This is a genomic window from Streptomyces sp. NPDC055189, from assembly GCF_053606765.1.
This window is the reverse complement of sequence record NZ_JBSGSG010000052.1, coordinates 1-18,321: the sequence shown is the minus strand read 5'-3', so window position 1 is coordinate 18,321 and position 18,321 is coordinate 1. Positions and strand designations below refer to the sequence as shown.

16 protein-coding genes are annotated in these 18,321 nt (G+C 68.9%); 8 read left to right on the top strand and 8 right to left on the bottom strand.

Features of this window, described 5'->3' with window-relative positions; all coding sequences use genetic code 11:
- Positions 1–70: 70 nt before the first annotated feature.
- Complete coding sequence (locus tag ACWFR3_RS29650) at positions 71–1,258, bottom strand: winged helix DNA-binding domain-containing protein (RefSeq protein ID WP_453737720.1); 1,188 nt, start codon at positions 1,256–1,258, stop codon at positions 71–73.
- Positions 1,259–1,319: 61 nt separating this feature from the next.
- On the opposite strand from ACWFR3_RS29650, the gene ACWFR3_RS29645 reads away from it, so the two are divergent.
- Positions 1,320–1,769, top strand: a complete 450-nt coding sequence (locus tag ACWFR3_RS29645) for a winged helix-turn-helix transcriptional regulator (protein WP_453737719.1) — start codon at positions 1,320–1,322, stop codon at positions 1,767–1,769.
- Between the two features lie 240 nt (positions 1,770–2,009).
- On the opposite strand, the gene ACWFR3_RS29640 is transcribed toward ACWFR3_RS29645, so the two are convergent.
- Positions 2,010–2,411, bottom strand: coding sequence for a DUF192 domain-containing protein (locus ACWFR3_RS29640; RefSeq protein WP_453737718.1), 402 nt, complete (start codon positions 2,409–2,411; stop codon positions 2,010–2,012).
- A 462-nt stretch (positions 2,412–2,873) separates the two neighbouring features.
- Between ACWFR3_RS29640 and ACWFR3_RS29635 the strand changes: the two genes are divergently transcribed.
- Positions 2,874–3,404 carry a hypothetical protein gene (locus ACWFR3_RS29635; RefSeq protein WP_453737717.1) on the top strand — a complete coding sequence of 177 codons (531 nt, stop codon included), beginning with the start codon at positions 2,874–2,876 and terminating at the stop codon, positions 3,402–3,404.
- 62 nt (positions 3,405–3,466) lie between these two features.
- On the opposite strand, the gene mgrA is transcribed toward ACWFR3_RS29635, so the two are convergent.
- On the bottom strand, positions 3,467–4,504 hold the full coding sequence (gene mgrA, locus ACWFR3_RS29630; RefSeq protein ID WP_453737716.1) for an L-glyceraldehyde 3-phosphate reductase: 1,038 nt from the start codon (positions 4,502–4,504) through the stop codon (positions 3,467–3,469).
- Positions 4,505–4,635: 131 nt separating this feature from the next.
- Here mgrA and ACWFR3_RS29625 point away from each other — a divergent pair, with 131 nt between their 5' ends.
- From ACWFR3_RS29625 to ACWFR3_RS29610, 4 genes are all read left to right on the top strand, one after another.
- Complete coding sequence (locus tag ACWFR3_RS29625; protein WP_453737715.1) at positions 4,636–5,409, top strand: isoprenyl transferase; 774 nt, start codon at positions 4,636–4,638, stop codon at positions 5,407–5,409.
- 330 nt (positions 5,410–5,739) lie between these two features.
- Entirely contained in the window at positions 5,740–7,062 is a 1,323-nt protein-coding gene (locus ACWFR3_RS29620) for a PhoH family protein (RefSeq protein WP_453737714.1), read from the top strand.
- 411 nt (positions 7,063–7,473) lie between these two features.
- Positions 7,474–8,202 (top strand): aggregation-promoting factor C-terminal-like domain-containing protein, encoded by a 729-nt coding sequence (locus ACWFR3_RS29615; protein WP_453737713.1) that lies wholly within the window; start codon positions 7,474–7,476, stop codon positions 8,200–8,202.
- Between the two features lie 127 nt (positions 8,203–8,329).
- Positions 8,330–9,718, top strand: coding sequence for an AI-2E family transporter (locus ACWFR3_RS29610; protein ID WP_453737712.1), 1,389 nt, complete (start codon positions 8,330–8,332; stop codon positions 9,716–9,718).
- 59 nt (positions 9,719–9,777) lie between these two features.
- Here ACWFR3_RS29610 and ACWFR3_RS29605 read toward each other — a convergent pair whose 3' ends face one another.
- The gene (locus tag ACWFR3_RS29605; protein WP_453737711.1) at positions 9,778–10,308 is read right to left on the bottom strand and encodes an alkyl hydroperoxide reductase; all 531 of its coding nucleotides are present in this window, start codon (positions 10,306–10,308) and stop codon (positions 9,778–9,780) included.
- A 15-nt stretch (positions 10,309–10,323) separates the two neighbouring features.
- On the bottom strand, positions 10,324–10,878 hold the full coding sequence (locus ACWFR3_RS29600; protein WP_453737710.1) for a peroxiredoxin: 555 nt from the start codon (positions 10,876–10,878) through the stop codon (positions 10,324–10,326).
- 173 nt (positions 10,879–11,051) lie between these two features.
- Here ACWFR3_RS29600 and ACWFR3_RS29595 point away from each other — a divergent pair, with 173 nt between their 5' ends.
- Positions 11,052–12,008, top strand: a complete 957-nt coding sequence (locus ACWFR3_RS29595) for a LysR substrate-binding domain-containing protein (RefSeq protein ID WP_453737709.1) — start codon at positions 11,052–11,054, stop codon at positions 12,006–12,008.
- A 45-nt stretch (positions 12,009–12,053) separates the two neighbouring features.
- Here ACWFR3_RS29595 and ACWFR3_RS29590 read toward each other — a convergent pair whose 3' ends face one another.
- From ACWFR3_RS29590 to ACWFR3_RS29580, 3 genes are read right to left on the bottom strand one after another with little or no spacing between them, the layout of a single operon-like run.
- Complete coding sequence (locus ACWFR3_RS29590) at positions 12,054–14,471, bottom strand: FtsX-like permease family protein (protein ID WP_453737708.1); 2,418 nt, start codon at positions 14,469–14,471, stop codon at positions 12,054–12,056.
- Positions 14,468–15,154, bottom strand: a complete 687-nt coding sequence (locus tag ACWFR3_RS29585) for an ABC transporter ATP-binding protein (protein WP_453737707.1) — start codon at positions 15,152–15,154, stop codon at positions 14,468–14,470. The genes ACWFR3_RS29590 and ACWFR3_RS29585 overlap by 4 nt, the downstream gene beginning before the upstream one ends.
- Entirely contained in the window at positions 15,151–15,678 is a 528-nt protein-coding gene (locus ACWFR3_RS29580) for a PadR family transcriptional regulator (RefSeq protein ID WP_453737706.1), read from the bottom strand. Before ACWFR3_RS29580 ends, ACWFR3_RS29585 begins: the two co-directional genes overlap by 4 nt.
- Positions 15,679–16,002: 324 nt before the next feature.
- On the opposite strand from ACWFR3_RS29580, the gene ACWFR3_RS29575 reads away from it, so the two are divergent.
- Positions 16,003–18,282, top strand: a complete 2,280-nt coding sequence (locus ACWFR3_RS29575) for a transglycosylase domain-containing protein (RefSeq protein WP_453737705.1) — start codon at positions 16,003–16,005, stop codon at positions 18,280–18,282.
- Positions 18,283–18,321 lie beyond the last annotated feature (39 nt).

Genomic DNA, 18,321 nt, shown 5'->3' with positions numbered 1-18,321 from the left:
CAGACCCTGACCCGCAAGCCCTGACCCGCAAGCCCAGACCCCGCGGGCGCCGAACCGAAGGGCTCCGCGCCTAAGCGTGCGCCCCCACCGTCACCGCCCCCACCACCAACTCCGCCCGCCCCTCAAGCACTTCCCCCACCCGCTCCACCTGCCCCGCAAGCTCCTGCTCCCGTGAGGCACTCAGCGGGGCGGACAAGGGTTCCACCGTGACCGTCACCCGGCGGCCGCTGCGGCGTTGGTGCCAGACGCCTGCCACAACCCCGTCGATCAGCAGTACGGGGAAGTTGCCTGCCTGGCCCCCGGCCAGCGCTCGCTCGTAGGCCCGACCGGGGAAGAGCCTTTCCCGCGGGTGGGAGGCGATCACGTACGCGTCGAAGTAGGGGAGCAGTCGTACGCCCCGCACCTGCTCCTCCGGGAACTCGGGGAACTCCGTGTCACCCGCGGTCACCCACGCCCCTGAAGGCTCCCCCTCCAGCCCGACCTCCTCGATCTCCCCCGCGGACGCCAGGGACGCGAACACGCCGTCCGCCCAAGCCCCCGGCGCTGCCGCCCACTTGGCGTACTGACGCGGCGTCGCGGGCCCGTACGCGTACAAGAAGCGCCGCACCAGGCGCCCCGTCGCCACCTCGGCGTCGAGCGGCGGCTCTCCGGTCTCCGGCGGACGCGTGTACGTGACCTTGCGCCCCCGGTTCGGCCCGAAGCTCAGCACCCCGCGGTGGCCCGCCAGATGCATGACCGAGCGCCAGCGCGGCCACATCCCCTGGAAGGCGGGCATCACCAGGTCACCGGCCCAGGGCCCCGTACGCGCCACCACCTCGTCGCTGAGCTCGTCGATCGTCAGCCGGACCCCGTCCAACGCATCCCCGATCGCGCGCACGATCTCCTCCGTCTGGTCCGGAGTCAGCCGATCACCCGCCTTGAAAGGGCTCGGGCCGCCGGGAATCGCCGACAACGCGCCGGTCCAGAGGGGGAGTTCGGCGGCCGGCAGGAAGTGGATCGTTCCGCGCGGCCCGTACGTCTTGACCAGGCTCGGCTCCTCACCCCACAGCGCATCGCGTACGTCCTGCCGGGTCGCCCCGTCCATCCGCAGCCCCACCGACAGCTCCGCGGCGGACGACACCTGCGCCTGTGCGCCGAGCATCGAGCCGACGACCTCGCCGGGTCCTGCCTCGCCCGGCTTGGCCGGTGTCCGCAGGAACTGCCGTTCCATGCGACGGGCGTTGGCAGCACTCCACGTGACGGTGACAGGGGCGCTCATCGGAGGTCTCCTTCGGTACTGTCCATCGGGTAAGTGGCTCTGCGGACACGAGGAGTGGACCATGCCGAAGACCGGCACGGAGGGCATTTCGGAGAGCGACAAGGGGACTGGCAAGGGGAGCGACAAGGACAGCGACAAGGGCAGCGGTAAGGACGGTAAAGCGGTTTACGTCTGCGGTCTCGACGCTGCCGTCGACGTCGTCGGCGGCAAGTGGAAGCCGATGATCCTGTGGGCGCTCTACGCGGGCACGACGCTCCGCTTCGGCGAGCTCCGTCGGCACATCCAGGGAATCAGCGAGAAGGTGCTCATCCAGCAGCTCCGCGAGCTGGAGTCCGACGGCATCGTGCACCGCGAGGTGTACCGGGAGGTGCCGCCGAAGGTCGAGTACTCCCTGACCCCCCTCGGCACGTCCCTGAACGAGGCGCTGATCCCGCTGGGCGTGTGGGGCGACGAGCACATGGAGCAGCTCCTGGCCAACCGGGGATGCAACAAGGAAGGCACGGCCGCCTGACGGAAGCCGGATCCGACCGGCGGAAGTCGCCCGACGGAAAATCCGGGCAGATGGTTGCTTTGCCGGGGCAATAGTTAGCCAAGTGATCCCGGAACAGGTGGCGTTGATTCCGCATCGTTATCGAGACCGGCTCGATCTCGCCGCGGACTTCACGTAAGTTCAGACCAAGGCGAATTCGCGTGAGCAAAGCCACGTGTGCGGTGCCGTGCGGTGGAGGGGGCTGCGCGGCTCCGCGCGCCCTCACTCCCCGACGGAGCTACCGGAGCTGCCGGACTCGACAGGCCCGCCGGAACCGACGGAATCGCCCGGCTCACCGGCCCGCACCGCCACCCGCGTCCCCCGCCGCACGCCCCACCCGGCCATCGCCCCCGCCTCCGCCTCGAGGACATGCCGGGCCCGCATCCGGGGCCGCCCGATCCGCCAGGGCCGCATCGTCCGCACGGACAGCACCCGCAGCTCCCGGTCCAGGTGTGCCACGTCGACGGCGAACCGCATCCGCACCGTGTGCACGCTGTTCGCAGGGCTCAGGAGCAGGGCCCCGGTCACCCCGTCCCGGCCGAGCAGCCCGCGCCGCCGTGCACCGGCGGAGTCCGCGATCTCCAGGGGGAGTGTCCGGCCGGTCGGGAGCAGAAGCATCGCCATGCGAGCCGAAGCTAGCGCCCCTCCCGCCCGCCGAGTCATACCCCACCCACCGCATCCCGCCACGCACCGCATCCCGCCCGCCGGGTCAGGCCCCACCGCGTCCCGCCCACTCGCCGCGTCAAGCGGGGCCCCACTCCCCGTTACTTCCAATGGGTTACGACTGCGCGGGGCCGAAATCTGTCAACGGGGCCGAAATCCGTTGGGAGAACAGGGCCCCGGAGTTGTCAGCCGACTTCGGAGAGTAGTTGTGGCACGCCGATGCGCGCAGCATCACTTACGAAGGGTTATGGTGGAAACCCCCCCTCGGGCCGGTCCATCTCCCCCCCATGGACCGGCCCGATTTTTTGTGCCCGGACGCCGGCGCCCCGCGCCGCCCGCCGCACCACCCACCGCGCGGCCCCCACCACCCACCGCGCCGCCCGCCCCGCCCCTGAGCCGAAGCCTCCGGATATGGTCAGGGACATGTCGAACCAATTCCCCCCGCCGCCGCACGATCCGCAGTCCCCCCAGGTCAACCCGCAACAGGGACTCCCCAGTTACACCGGCCCGGCGCAGGACCCCCACCCCAACCCGTACGGCCAGCCCCAGGGCGGCGCCCCCGCGTACGGGTACGGCTACGGCCCCGTCGCCCCGCAGACGATCCCCGGCGCGGTCCGCGCGGCGCAGATCGTCGTGTGGGTGCTCAGCGGACTCGTTCTGCTCGGCACGATTGCGATCGCGGCCTCGGGTGACCCGCAGACGGCGGGCGCGGCCTTCGGGGCGAACGTCTGTCTCCTGGTGACCTGCGGTTTCGCCTTCGCGTTCAAGAGCGCGGGCAATGGCGTGCGCGTGACCTGCATCGTCCTGATGAGCGTGCAGATAGCCCTCGGGCTCGGCGGCCTCGCCTCCGGCAACCCGGGCGGTCTCGTGGGCCTGCTCGGTTCGATCGCCGTGGTCGTCCTGCTGAGCCAGGGTGCCGCGGGCGCCTGGTTCAAGCGCCCGCGCACCTACTAGCAGGCCCTTACCCCTGAGGGGCAGGGCCCGGCGGTCAGTTCCGCCTGATCAGTTCCGTCCGGTCAGTTCCGCCCGGCCCAGATGTTGGTCCCCGGCGTGGAGACCGCGAACGTGTCGATCTCGGTGAGTTCCTCGTCCGTGAGCTTGGGACCCGCAAGGGCCGCCACGTTCTCCTCCAGCTGCTTCACGCTGGAGGCGCCGATGAGCGCGGAGGTCATCCGCTCGTCGCGAAGGACCCAGTTCAGGGCCAGCTGCGCGAGCGACTGGTCGCGGCGGGCCGCGATGTCGTTCAGGCCATTGAGCCGGCGCACGACCTCGTCGCTCAGCAGGTCGGGGTCGAGCGACTTGCCCTGCGTGGCACGCGAACCCTCCGGGATGCCCTTCAGGTACTTGTTCGTGAGCAGGCCCTGCGCCAGCGGCACGAACGAGATGCAGCCCATGCCCGCGCTCTCGAGCGTGTCGAGCAGGCCGTCGTCCTCGGTCCAGCGGTTGATCATCGAGTACGAGGGCTGGTGGATGAGCGCGGGCACGCCCATCTCCCGCAGCAGGCGCGCCGCTTCGGCGGTCTGCTCGCTGTTGTACGAGGACACGCCCACGTACAGCGCCTTGCCCTGCTGGACGGCGGACGCGAGCGCGCCCATCGTCTCCTGCAGCGGGGTGTTGGGGTCGAAGCGGTGCGAGTAGAAGATGTCGACGTAATCGACGCCCATCCGCTTGAGCGAGGCGTCGAGGGACGAGAGCAGGTACTTGCGCGAACCCCACTCGCCGTACGGGCCGGGGTGCATGAGGTAGCCCGCCTTGGTCGAAATGACCAGTTCGTCGCGGTACGGGGCGAAGTCCTGCGCGAACAGCTTGCCGAAGTTGAGCTCGGCGGAACCGGCCGGCGGGCCGTAGTTGTTCGCCAGGTCGAAGTGGGTGACGCCCAGGTCGAACGCGCGGCGCAGAATCGCGCGCTGGCTCTCCAGGGATTTGTCGTCGCCGAAGTTGTGCCACAGGCCGAGGGAGACGGCGGGGAGTTTCAGGCCGCTGCGGCCCGTGCGCCGGTACTCCATGGCGTCGTAACGGTCCGCTGCCGCTTGGTACAGAGACGTGTCGTTCATGGGTACGAAGCTACTTCAGCCCCGGATCTTGTGGGGTCAGTGCCCGGATCACCCGTGGGCGGAACCCCGGCCTCACAGCGGTAGGCTTTCGCCTTCGGGGACTGCCGTCTGCACGGAGGGGCTGAAAGACCGTGAACCTGCGGGACAGGCTGCGCGGCCTGCTGGTCAGGCTGTACGCACGCCGGGTGGAAGGTCATCTGGACCATGACCAGGTGCCCAAGCACATCGGGGTCATCATGGATGGCAACCGGCGCTGGGCCAAGGCCGCCGGGTCCACCACCGCCCAGGGCCATCAGGCAGGGGCGGACAACATCGGGGAGTTCCTCGGCTGGTGCAGCGAGACGGACGTCAAGGTCGTCACGCTGTGGCTGCTCTCGACGGACAACTTCGACCGGCCCCGGGACGAACTGGGTCCGCTCCTCGGCATCATCGAGGACACCGTCCGCTCGCTGGGCCGCGACGGCCGCTGGCGCGTCCACCACGTCGGCGCCACCGACATCCTGCCCTCGGGGATGCGCAATGTCCTCAAGGAGGCGGAGGAGTCCACGGCCCACGTCGACGGGATAGTGGTCAACGTCGCGATCGGCTACGGCGGCCGCCAGGAGATCGCCGACGCCGTCCGCTCGATGCTGCTCGACGCCGCCGACAAGGGGCAGTCGCTCGAAGAGGTGGCCGACAAGGTCGACGTCGATCTCATCGGCAAGCACCTCTACACCAGGGCCCAGCCCGACCCGGACCTGGTGATCCGAACGAGTGGAGAACAACGTCTGTCCGGCTTCATGCTCTGGCAGACGGCCCACTCCGAGTACTACTTCTGTGAAGTTTTCTGGCCGGCCTTCCGCAAGGTCGATTTCCTGCGTGCGCTGCGTGATTACGCGGCCCGGCACCGGCGTTACGGCGGCTGACACCCCTGAGGTGCCCACGAGGTGCTCATGTCGATGAGGTGTGAGTAACCCAGAGTTCACGGACGCGCCGTCATATGCCCTGGCATGGCTGCGCTTGTTCGAGGGAATAAGCCTTGCAGGTCGACATCCGATTCACGGATGTCGTATCTCAGCGGGCGGCATGGGGCCGTCCGCCCGGGAGGCCCTTTGCACCAGGACGACCGTGCGGTGAGTACGGGCGAAGCGGAGGGCCGGAGCTCGGCCCGCGCACTGGGGTCCGAGACCGGCCCGGATTTCTCCCGGCATCCTTCCCGTCGCTCCCCGACCTCATCCGAGGGGGTACGTCCTTCCGTGGTGACCAGCACAAAGCGCCGCATGCCCGACAGGCGCACCTATGTTCTCGACACCAGCGTTCTGCTCGCAGACCCGAACTCCATGTACCGCTTCGACGAGCACGAAGTCGTGCTGCCAGTCGTCGTGGTCACGGAGCTCGAAGCGAAGCGGCACCATCCCGAGCTCGGCTACTTCGCCCGGCAGGCCCTGCGCCTCCTGGACGACTGCCGGGTGAGGCACGGTCGCCTGGACGCGCCGATCCCGATCGGCGATCTGGGCGGCACGCTGCGAGTCGAGCTCAACCACTCCGATCCCGGCGTGCTTCCGGCCGGCTACCGGTTGGGGGACAACGACTCACGGATTCTCGCCGTAGCGCGCAACCTCCAGGCAGAGGGATACGACGTCACGGTCGTGTCGAAGGATCTGCCTCTGAGGATCAAGGCGTCCTCGGTCGGCCTCCTCGCGGAGGAGTATCGCGCCGAACTCGCCATCACGGACTCCGGCTGGACCGGAATGTCCGAACTGACCCTCTCCGGTGAACAGGTGGATCTCCTCTTCGAGGAAGACACTCTGTATGTACCGGAGGCGGCGGACCTGCCCGTCCATACGGGCCTCACCATCCAGTCCGAGAAGGGCAAGGCACTCGGCCGCGTCACGGCCGAGGGGAACGTCCGTCTCGTACGCGGTGATCGTGAGGCCTTCGGCCTCAAGGGGAGGAGTGCGGAGCAGCGCATCGCGCTGGATCTGCTGCTCGATCCGGACATCGGCATCATGTCGATGGGCGGCCGGGCGGGCACCGGCAAGTCGGCTCTCGCGCTCTGCGCGGGCCTCGAAGCCGTCCTGGAGCGCCGTCAGCACCAGAAGGTGATGGTCTTCCGGCCGCTGTACGCGGTGGGCGGGCAGGAGCTCGGCTATCTGCCCGGCACCGAGGCCGAGAAGATGGGCCCCTGGGCGCAGGCGGTCTTCGACACGCTCGGTTCGGTGGCGGGCAAGGCGGTCATCGAGGAGGTGACGGCGCGCGGGATGCTCGAGGTGCTCCCTCTCACCCATATCCGCGGGCGCTCGTTGCACGACGCGTTCGTGATCGTGGACGAGGCCCAATCCCTGGAGCGAAACGTTCTTTTGACCGTTCTGTCCAGGATCGGGGCGAACTCCAGGGTCGTACTCACCCACGACGTCGCCCAGCGCGACAACCTCCGAGTGGGGCGGTACGACGGGGTAGTTGCCGTCGTCGAGAAGCTGAAGGGCCATCCGCTCTTCGCCCACGTCACGCTCACCCGATCCGAGCGTTCGCAGATCGCGGCGCTCGTGACCGAAATGCTGGAGGACGGGCAGATCTGAACCAGTTCACCCTGGTTGCGGGGTAGTTGGACGCCGCCCGGCGAAGCGAAGGAGCTTAGCCGGGCGGCGTCTTGGCGTCCGCCCTTTTCCGAAAAACTCCCGGGGCAAACGAGGTGTGAGCTTTCACACGGCACGGAGAATTGCCTTGCGGCGTCCGGCTGGGGCAGAGTCTGGGTCCTGTCAGGCCCCGCATGCGACTCACAGGTACCCCCAGCGGTACCGCAACCCGGAAACACCAGAACTTCATAGTGGCCGTCGCATGCCGCCCGAAGCACCACGCGGCACTCCCGTCACGGGAGTTGCCCACCGGGCCCGTGCCTCCCGTGACCGAGAACCAAGCGGAGGCCAGCGTCCAGGGGCACGATTGCGTCCGCGAGGTCACCTATGCGGGCGATGCTGGAAGGAAACCGTGTGAGCCGGATTTCGGTCCGGGGATTCGCCGTGGCATCTGCCACCGCGGTCACCACTGTCGGCGCTGTTGTTGGTGTCGCCTCGGGCAGCACCCCGGGCGCCTCGAATGACAACGACTTCGAGGCGACGGCAAGCGAAGCGACACTCCTCGCAGACATCCCCGCGGGTCAGCAGGCCCAGGTGCAGACCGCGTCCCTGACGCAGCAGGCCGACGCACAGGCCATGGCTGCGGACACGGCCGCGAAGAAGTCTGCTGCGGAAGCAGCGCGCAAGCAGGCCGCCGAGTCGGCGATCGCGAAGCAGAAGGCCGCCGAGAAGGCGGAGAAGGCTGAGGCGGCCCAGAAGGCTGCCGACGCGAAGGAGCGCAAGGAGGCCGAGTCCAAGGCCAGCCGCTCCTCCACGCGTGACGCCTCGTCCTTCTCCACGCAGTCCTCGTACTCCGTCTCGCAGGTCCAGGCGATGGCACGGCAGATGGTCCCCGGTGACCAGTTCCAGTGCTTCAGCAACATCGTCAACCACGAGTCCACCTGGAACTACAAGGCCAGCAACGCCTCTTCCGGCGCCTACGGCCTCGTCCAGGCACTGCCCGGCTCCAAGATGTCCTCGGCCGGAGCCGACTGGCAGACGAACCCCGCCACGCAGATCAAGTGGGGCCTCGGCTACATGAACGACCGCTACGGAAGCCCGTGCGGAGCCTGGGACTTCTGGCAGGCGAACAACTGGTACTGAGCCGCAGCTCAGCTCAACCTTTTGAGGCCCCTCACCGTCAATCGGTGGGGGGCCTCAGCCGTGTACGGTTCAGTCCGACAACTTCCAGGGGGGAGTGGTGGGGAAAGACGGGGGAAGAGGACGGATCATGTCGCGAGTACCAGGGTGGATCGGCCGGCTCGGCGCCGGACTGTCTCAGATGGGCGAGCGGATGGGGCGCGATGAGCCCGATTCCGGTCCGTCGGACGGCGTGAAGACGCCGCGGCGGTCAGCCGCCGAAGAAGCCGCAGCCGCCGACCTGGCGGCCCAAACCGCCGTCGACGTGGATCCGGAGCAGGTCGTGCCCGCCCCGCCCGCGTACGCGCCGGCGGTGTCCGCACGGCCGGACCCCGTCGCGGCGGTGCCGTGGGGGATGCGGGTGGCGGCCGAGGCCGGCTGGCGTCTTCTCGTACTCGCGGGCACGCTCTGGGTGTTGATGAAGGTCATCAGCGCCGTGCAACTCGTCGTCTTCGCCTTCGTCGCGGCGCTGCTCATCACCGCGATGCTGCAGCCGACGGTGGTCCGGCTCAAGCGGCTCGGACTTCCCAGGGGGCTCGCGACGGTCGTCACGGCCGTACTGGGCTTCGTGATCATGGGTCTCGTCGGCTGGTTCGTCGTCTGGCAGGTCATGGACAACGTTGACACGCTGTCCAGCCAGGTCCAGGACGGCATCGACGATCTGCGCAACTGGCTGCTCACCAGCCCGTTCCACGTGACCGAGGACCAGATCAACAACATCGCCAAGAGCCTGCGCGAGGCGGTCGGGGCCAACACGGAGGAGCTGACGTCGGCGGGGCTCGAAGGCGTCACCGTGATCGTGGAGGCCATGACCGGCATCCTGCTCGCGATGTTCTCGACGCTGTTCCTGCTCTACGACGGCAAGCGCATCTGGCAGTGGGTCCTCAAGCTGGTCCCGGCGCCCGCGCGGCCCGGTATCGCGGGGGCGGGGCCGCGGGCGTGGCGCACGCTGACCGCCTATGTGCGCGGCACGGTGATAGTGGCTCTGATCGACGCGATCTTCATCGGCATCGGGATCTATTTCCTCGGCGTGCCGATGGCGGTGCCGCTGGCCGTCTTCATCTTCCTGTTCGCGTTCATCCCGCTGGTGGGTGCGGTGGTCTCGGGCGCGCTCGCCGTGGTGGTCGGCCTGGTGACCCAGGGCGTCTTCACCGGCCTGATGACCCTGGTCGTGGTCCTGGCGGTGCAGCAGATCGAGGGCCACATCCTCCAGCCGTTCATCCTCGGCCGTGCCGTACGGGTGCATCCGCTGGCCGTGGTGCTCTCGGTGGCCGCGGGCGGGCTCGTCGCCGGGATCGGCGGAGCGGTGGTGGCGGTGCCGCTCGTCGCCGTGACGAACACGGTGGTGGGCTACTTGCGGGCGTACTCCAGGGAGGCGGCCCTCAAGCAGAGCCCGCAGCCGCGGGGGGCCACGGCGGTGGATGTCGCGCCGGTGGATCCGACGCCCGCAGCGCCGCCCGAAGGGCAGTCGCAGGCCTGAGGCAGGACAAGAGAAAGGCCCCGCTCAGCAGTTGCTGAGCGGGGCCTTTTCGTACGGCTTTACGCGAGGGCCTCTTCCGAGTCCAGCGTGACGCCGACCGCCTGGATCACCGCGGCGATCTTGAAGGCTTCCTGGATCGTCTCGCGGTCCACGCCGGCCTTGCGGAGCACCTGCTCGTGCGAGTCGAGGCACTGGCCGCAGCCGTTGATCGCGGAAACCGCGAGCGACCACAGCTCGAAGTCGACCTTCTCCACGCCCGGGTTACCGATGACGTTCATCCGCAGGCCGGCCCGCATCGTCCCGTACTCCGGGTCCGAGAGGAGGTGGCGCGTGCGGTAGAAGACGTTGTTCATCGCCATGACGGCCGCGGCCGACTTGGCGGCGGTGTACGCCTCGGGGGAGAGGTTCGCCTTCGCCTCGGGCTCCAGCTCGCGCAGCACCGTGGTGGAGCGGGATGCGATCGCGCAGGCGAGCACCGTGCCCCAGAGCTGCTGCTTGGGAAGGTCCGAGTTGCCGATGACCGAGCCCAGGTTCAGCTTCAGGTCCTTGGCGTAGTCCGGTACGGCGGACTTCAGTTCGTCGAGTGCCATGTCAGTAGGCTCCGTTCACTCGCCCGAGAGCAGCGCGACCGGGTCCAGGGTCTCGTCGCCCTGGGTCCAGTTGCAGGGGCACAGCTCGTCGGTCTGGAGGGCGTCGAGGACCCGGAGGACCTCCTTGGGGTTACGGCCCACGGAACCGGCGGTCACCATCGTGAACTGGATCTCGTTGTTCTGGTCGACGATGAAGACGGCGCGCTGGGCGAAGCCGTCCTCGCCCTCGATGCCGAGGTCACGCATGAGCTCGTGCTTCGAGTCGGCCAGCATCGGGAAGGGCAGGTCGGTGAGGTCCGGGTGGTCCTTGCGCCAGGCGTGGTGCACGAACTCGGAGTCACCGGAGAAGCCGAGGATCTGGGCGTCACGGTCAGCGAACTCTTCGTTCAGCTTGCCGAAGGCGGCGATCTCGGTCGGGCACACGAAGGTGAAGTCCTTGGGCCATGCGAAGACGATCTTCCACTTGCCCTCGTAGGTCTTGTGGTCGATCTGCTTGAACTCGGCGCCCTTCTCCAGCGAGACACAGGCAGTCAGATCGAACTGGGGGAACTTGTCACCGACAGTGAGCACGCGCTCTCCTTGCTGCAAAGAAAATCCCTTTTGGGGAGTTTCCTGGGGGGTTGGACTGGTGTTGATGGTGGCACAGGGTGCATTGATTATGGAAATAGCTAGAGTGGGTCGTGTTGATCGAATCTGGCTATCAGTCCCAGTCATCAAGGGGACGAGCAAGAAGGAGGAGTGACTTGGCCACCAGCGCCAAGCCCGCGGCCAAGCGCGGCGCCCGTCAGCCGAGCCTCGCCCAGCTGCGCGCCTTCGCCGCCGTCGCCGAGCATCTGCACTTCCGGGACGCGGCCGCCGCGATCGGCATGAGCCAGCCCGCGCTCTCCGGCGCCGTGTCCGCCCTGGAGGAGACACTCGGGGTCACCCTGCTCGAGCGTACGACCCGCAAGGTGCTGCTCTCGTCGGCGGGCGAGCGCCTTGCGGTGCGGGCCAGGGCCGTGCTCGAAGAGGTCGGGGCGCTGATGGAGGAGGCCGACGCGGTGCGCGCCCCGTTCACCGGAGCGCTGCGGCTCGGCGTGATCCCGACCGTGGCGCCCTATCTGCTGCCCACGTTCATCGGACTCGTCCACGAGAAGTACCCGGATCTCGATCTCCAGGTGCACGAGGAGCAGACCTCGTCGCTGATCGAGGGGCTCGGCGCCGGACGGCTCGACCTGCTCCTTCTCGCGGTGCCGCTCGGCGTGCCAGGTGTCACCGAACTGGCCCTTTTCGACGAGGACTTCGTGCTCGTCACACCCCTCGACCACTGGCTCGGCGGACGCGAGGGGATTCCGCGCGACGCCCTGCGCGAGCTGAACCTGCTGCTGCTCGACGAAGGGCACTGCCTGCGCGACCAGGCCCTGGACATCTGCCGGGAGGCCGGGCGCGCGGACGCCCCGGTGACCACGACCGCCGCCGGGCTCTCCACCCTCGTACAGCTGGTGGCCGGCGGGCTCGGCGTGACGCTGCTTCCGCGCACCGCCGTCCGCGTCGAGACCAGCCGCAGCAACCAACTGCTCACCGGGTACTTCGCCGATCCGGCGCCGACCCGGCGCATCGCCCTCGCGATGCGTACGGGGGCCGCGCGCGCGGCGGAGTACGAGGCGCTCGCCGCCGCCCTGAGGGGGGCCGTAAAGCCGTTGCCGGTGCGGGTGTTGTGACCCCGCACCGGCAACGCCCCGCTGCCCTGCTCCCGCTCGGGGGAGTTACTCCGTACGCAGGCCGTCCGGGCGCATCATGCGCCACAGCGGCGGCAGGCTGAGCAGCGTCACGACCGCGACGAGCACGGCTCCGGCGCCGGTCAGGGGCAGGAAGACCCACCAGTCCTCGACCGATTTCTCGATCATGCGGACCATGACGAGCCCGAGACCGAGGCCGCCGGCGACGGCGAGGCCGAGGCCGAGCACCACCGGGATCGCCGTCTGCCACAGGATCGACCACGCCATCGAGCCGCGGCGCGTGCCGAACGCGGTGAGGGCGGCCAACAGGCGCCTGCGTTCGCGCAGTTGCTCCAGCATCGACACCAGCATGGACGCCGCGATGAGGACCATCGTCGCCATCGCGCCGAGTTGCAGGCCGGTCTGGATGGAGGCGTACTGCTTGTCGCGCTCGACCGCGCGCAGCGTCATCACGTCGAGGAGCGGGTCGATGCGGGCCGCGGTGTTGCGGATGTACTCCTCGTTGTCCTTCACCGCCGGGTCGACCTGGATCATGGCGCTCGTCTCGGCGTCGACCAGCTTGGACGGGGAGATCGCGCCGGGGGTGGCGAAGATGCCGTCGTGCAGTTCGCCGCCCGGGTCGGGGCGGGCCTTGACCTTGCGCGCGTCCGCGGGCAGCGTCCACGGGACGTGCTTGTGGCCGGGCTCCTCCCAGCTGATGGAGTTCAGGTCGACCGGCTTGCCGGGGCGCGCCGTCTCGTCGACCCACTTGTTCATGTCGCTGTCCCCGGTGTGCACGACGAAGGTGTCGCCGTCCTTGCACGAGCTGATCCGGGCCAGCTCGCGCAGGTTCGCGCAGGTGCCGACCGTCAGCTCCGTGGTGGGGCTGAAGTCCTCGCCCTTCTTCAACTTGCCGGGCCGCACGACGTACGCGGAGACCGTGCCGATGACGTTCTTGACGCCCTTGGTCGTACGGAACTTGTCGATCATCCGCGTGGCGAGATCGCCGTCCCCGACGCCCGCGCGCACCTGGAGCTTGGCCCGGCCGGGGTCGTTGTTCGTCATCCGGTCGAAGTCGCCGTGCATCGAGCCGAACATCATCTGCAGGGCGATGGCGCCCGCCACCGCGACCGTGATGCCGCTGACCGCGCGGGCCGCCGTGCCGCTGCTCAACTGGAGCCTGCGGATGGCCAGCTGCCAGGGCACGGGACCCCCGCGCAACTTGGCCACGGCCGCTTCGACGAGCCAGGGGAGCAGCGCGGCAAGGCCGATCAGGGTGAGCGTCGCGCCCAGGCCGATGGCGTAGACCGGCGGGGCCGCGTCGCCCGCGAGGCGGCCCGAAGCGAGCAGGATGCCGATGCCGGCCACCGGCATGAGGACGCGCCACCAGATCCGGCGCTTGCGGGGCTTCGCGCTCCGGAAGACGCCGAGGGGCTCGATGGAGACGGCACGCAGCGAGATCAGCGTGACCACGAAGGCGGTGAGCGGGACGGCCACCAGGACGAGCGCCGCGAGGCCGGGCACCGGTGTCACGTCGGTGGCGAACGCGCTGACCTTCCACACGTCGAACACGCCGAGCAGCTCGCGCAGGCCCAGGAAGGCGAGGCCGCCGAAGACCAGACCGAGCAGCGCGCCGCACAGTGCCTCGCCCGCCGCGATCCTGCGCACCGCGTGTGCGTCCGCGCCGACCAGACGCAGCGCGGCGAGGCGCTTGTCCCGCCGTTCGCCGCCGAAGCGGACCGCCGTGCCGATGAAGATGACCACCGGGGTCAGCAGCACCACGCAGCCCAGGACGACAAGGACGATGAGGATCGGATCCAGCGGCTTCGGGGGCTCCTGATAGCCGAACTTCGCTATGCGGTTGCCGCCCTTGGCCTCGGTGAGGGCGTCGGAGCCCGTGTAGAAGTAGAGCTCCTGGGGGTGGACGAGGCCCGCGTCGCCGATGGTGCCGGTGATGCGGTAGTTGCTGTAGCGCTCCTTGAGGAGCTTGCCCTCCGAGCTGTTCATGAGGTCGCGCAGGGCGGGCGAGACGACCATCTCGCCGTCCGCGGGCAGCTTCGTCAGGCCGGGCGGCAGGGCGGGGTGTTTGCCGTCGGCGCGCACCACGCGGCCCGCCACCGTCGAGTCGCGGAAGTCGGTGCTGGCGTAGCGCGTGAGGACGGTGGTGTCGGAGCGCTTGTGCTCCTTGCCGTCGAACTGGCCCTCGGCCGAGCGGGCCACCGAGCGGTCCTCCCGGTGCTGGAGCAGGTTCGGCACGGAGGCCGCGCCGAGCAGCAGCGCCACACCGAGGCCGACGCCGACCGCGGTCATGATCGTGCGGGCCCAGCCCGCACGGCCGCCGCCGACGGCGAAGCGTATGCCCATCACGAGATCGCGGGCCCGGGCGCGGGCGCCGGTCGGCGCGGTGTGCTCGGGGTGGGGCGCCCCGGGCCCCGTACGGGCCTCGGCCCGGGTGTCGAGGCTCATACGGCCCGCTCCATGTCCCGCGACTTGCCGTCGCGCACGACGATCTCGCGGTCGGAGTAGGCGGCGACCCGCGTCTCGTGCGTGACCAGGACCACGGCGGCGTTCGTCGAGCGCGCGGCGTCGGTGAGCAGCTCCATCACGCGCTCGCCGTTGAGCGAGTCGAGCGCGCCGGTCGGCTCGTCGGCGAACAGGACGCGCGGGTTGGTGGCGAGCGCGCGGGCCACGGCGACGCGCTGGCCCTGGCCGCCGGAGACCTCGCCGGGCCGCTTGCCGAGCAGGTCGTCGACCTCCAGGCGCTCCATCCAGGTCTGCGCGGTGCGCTCGGCGTCCTTGCGCTTGGCGCCGTTGAGGCGCAGCGGAAGCGCGACGTTCTCCACGCACGTCAGCTCGGGGACCAGCTGCCCGAACTGGAAGACGAAGCCGAACTCGCTGCGCCGCAGGGCGCTCAGCGCGGCGTCCGGCAGGCCCGCGAGTTCGCGGCCGTTGTACGTGATGGAGCCCTCGTCGGGCTTCACGATCCCCGCGAGGCAGTGCAGGAGCGTGGACTTGCCGGAGCCGGACGGGCCCATCACGGCGACGACCTCGCCGGGGTGGATGGAGAAGTCGGCGCCGTCGAGCGCGGTCGTCGGACCGTACGTCTTGCGAAGGCCGGAGGCGGTGAGGAGGGAACCTGCGGGGGTCATGCGGAGCGCACCTCCAGGGCGAGCTTGCCGAGGCGTGCGGCGGCCAGTTCGAGCCAGCGGAGATCGGCTTCGAGGTGGAAGAGCGCGTGGTCGCAGATCAGCTGGTCGGCGAGATCACCCTTGCGCTTGCGGTCGGTGAGGATGCGCATCAGGCGCAGGTGCTCGGCGCGCTGGGAGTCGAGCATCTCCGAGGCGTCGCGCTCGGTGAGGAGCGCGAGGACGACCTTCGTGTAGAGGGTCGACTGGAGGTAGGGCTCGGGCTTCTCCGGGGTGGCGAGCCACTGCTCGACGTCGGTGATGCCGGCGTCGGTGATCGCGTACCGCTTGCGCTCGGGGCCGCCGTCCGTCTCTATGCCGTCGACCTCGACGAGGCCGTTCTTCAGGAGGCGGGACATGGTCGAGTAGACCTGCCCGTAGTGCAGTGGCTTGTCGTGACCGAACTTCTCGTCGAAGGTGCGCTTGAGGTCGTAGCCGTGACGCGGGCCCGACTCTAGGAGGCCGAGGAGGGTGTGACCGATGGACATGCGGAGCACTCTACACCGTGTGTATACGTGCTATGTATACGTCCGGTGCAGAGCTGCTGGCGGGGGTAGTGCCGCTCAAGCGCGGCTTGATACGCGGCTCACAGGTTCGGGAGACGAGCAACCTTCTGGGCCCCCGGATCGTCGGTCTACTGGGAACGGTCTGCTGGGAGCAATCACCGGTTCCTGTGGGGCAGGTGCTGATTGTCACGTCCGGAAAAGACCGGATCGGCAGTCGTTTGCCCCAAGGTGCGGTGTTAGCTTCTTGAGCTGACTTGCCACGGCATACGGATAAGTGAACGAGACGGAAGCGGAGCACTCACACTCATGGGCCGAGCGGAAGAGCGACAAGCGCGGCAGCGCGGCGCGCGCCGGGCATCGCGCGGGCGCCCCGCCGGCGGCGGCAAACCCAAGCGCACGGGCATACGCCGCTTCTTCACGCTGAAGAAGATCCTGGGCACGTTCTTCGGGCTCTGCCTGCTCGGCATGCTCTCGTTCGTCGTCCTCTACATGGTGGTCGACGTGCCCGAGGGCAACGCGGCGGCCAAGCTCCAGAGCAACGTCTACAAGTACAAGGACGGCAAGGTCATCGCCAGGACCGGCGAGCTGAACCGCGAGGTCGTCGACCTGGACAAGGTGCCCAAGGAGGTGCAGCGCACCTTCGTGGCCGCCGAGAACAAGTCCTTCTACAAGGACAAGGGCGTCGACTTCAAGGGCACGGCCCGCGGCCTGATCAACACCGTCACCGGCAAGGGCAAGCAGGGTGGTTCGACCATCACCCAGCAGTACGTCAAGAACTACTACTTGACGCAGGACCAGACGGTGACCCGTAAGTTCAAGGAACTGGTCATCTCGCTGAAGGTGGACCAGAAGAGGAGCAAGGCCGACATCCTCGCCGGGTACATCAACACCAGCTACTACGGCCGCGGCGCTTACGGAATCCAGGCCGCCGCCCAGGCGTACTACGGCGTCGACGCCGAGAAGCTGGACGTCTCGCAGGGCGCCTATCTCGCAGCCCTCCTCCAGGCCCCGAGCCAGTACGACTGGACCTCCGCCACGGACGCCAGCAAGAAGCTGGTCAAGGAGCGCTGGAACTACGTGCTCGACAACATGGTCGAGGAGAACTGGCTGTCCGCGAGCGAGCGCGAGGGCCTGACGTTCGACAAGCCGGAGGCGCCCAAGGCCGCGCCCGGCCTCGAAGGCCAGACCGGGTACCTCGTGAAGGCGGCCAAGGACGAGGTCATGAAGGCCGGCCACCTCAGCGAGAAGCAGTTCGACGCGGGTGGCTACTCGATCACGCTCAACATCGACGAGAAGAAGCAGAAGCAGCTCGAAAAGGCCGTCGACAAGAAGCTGAACGACAAGCTCGACCCCGACAAGAGCAAGGCCGACGCCCGGGTGCAGGCGGGTGCCGCGTCCGTCGACCCCAGGACCGGCAAGGTCCTTGCGATGTACGGCGGCAGGGACTACGTGAAGCACTTCACGAACAACGCCACCCGGCGTGACTACCAGCCCGCCTCCACCTTCAAGCCGCTGATCCTGGCCGCCGCCCTGGAGAACGGCGCCAAGACGCAGTCCGGCCAGCCGATCACGGCGAACACGGTCTACGACGGCACCAGCGAGCGCCCGGTCAAGGGTAGCGACGTCGGCTTCGCGCCGCCGAACGAGGACGACAAGAGCTACGGCCCGGTCACCGTCCAGAAGGCGATGAACAAGTCCATCAACTCGGTCTTCGCGCAGATGGGCGTGGACGTCGGCATGGACGACGTCCTGGCGACCGCGGGCAAGCTCGGCATGGACGTCGAGGATCTGCCCGCCGTGCCCGCCCAGACCCTGGGCACCATGGGCGCGAGCCCGCTGGAGATGGCGGGCGTCTACGCCACGCTCGACAACCACGGCAAGAAGGTCACCCCGGCGGTCGTGGCCTCCGTCGAGCACAAGGACCGCACGATCGAACTGCCGGACCCGATCGGCGAGGAGGTCGTCGACCGCGGCACCGCGGACTCGCTCACCTCGGTCCTGACCGGCGTGGTCGACGACGGTACGGGCAGCGCGGTGCGCAGCCCGGTGCAGGACGTGGCGGGCAAGACCGGTACGTCCGACGACAACAAGTCGGCCTGGTTCACCGGCTACACGCCCAAGCTGGTCACCTCCGTGGGTCTCTTCGGCGAGGGCGCCGCGGGAACGGCCGAGCAGAGCAAGCAGGTCTCCATGAAGGGCGCGGGCGGTCTGCCGCGTGTCGACGGCGGCAGCTTCCCGGCGCAGATCTGGGCGGCTTACACCTTCAAGGCGATGGGTTCGCCCAGCGAGTTCGACCTGGACACCTCCATGGGCGCGGCCATCGCACCGCCCCCGGACCCGACGACGACGAAGCCGACGGAGCCGTCGGACGAGACCACGGAGCCGTCGGACGACCCGACCACGGACAAGCCGTCGGACGACCCGACCACGGACAAGCCGACGGACGACCCGACGACGGACGAGCCAACGGACGAGCCCACGGACGAGCCGACGACGGAAGAACCGGACGAGCCGGACCCGTCCGACTCCATCGAGATCCCGGAGAACCCGAACGGGCGGCCGAACGGGCGGACGAACAAGGACTGACGGTCACACTGTCGGATGGCACGGCGAAGGCGCCGGAAG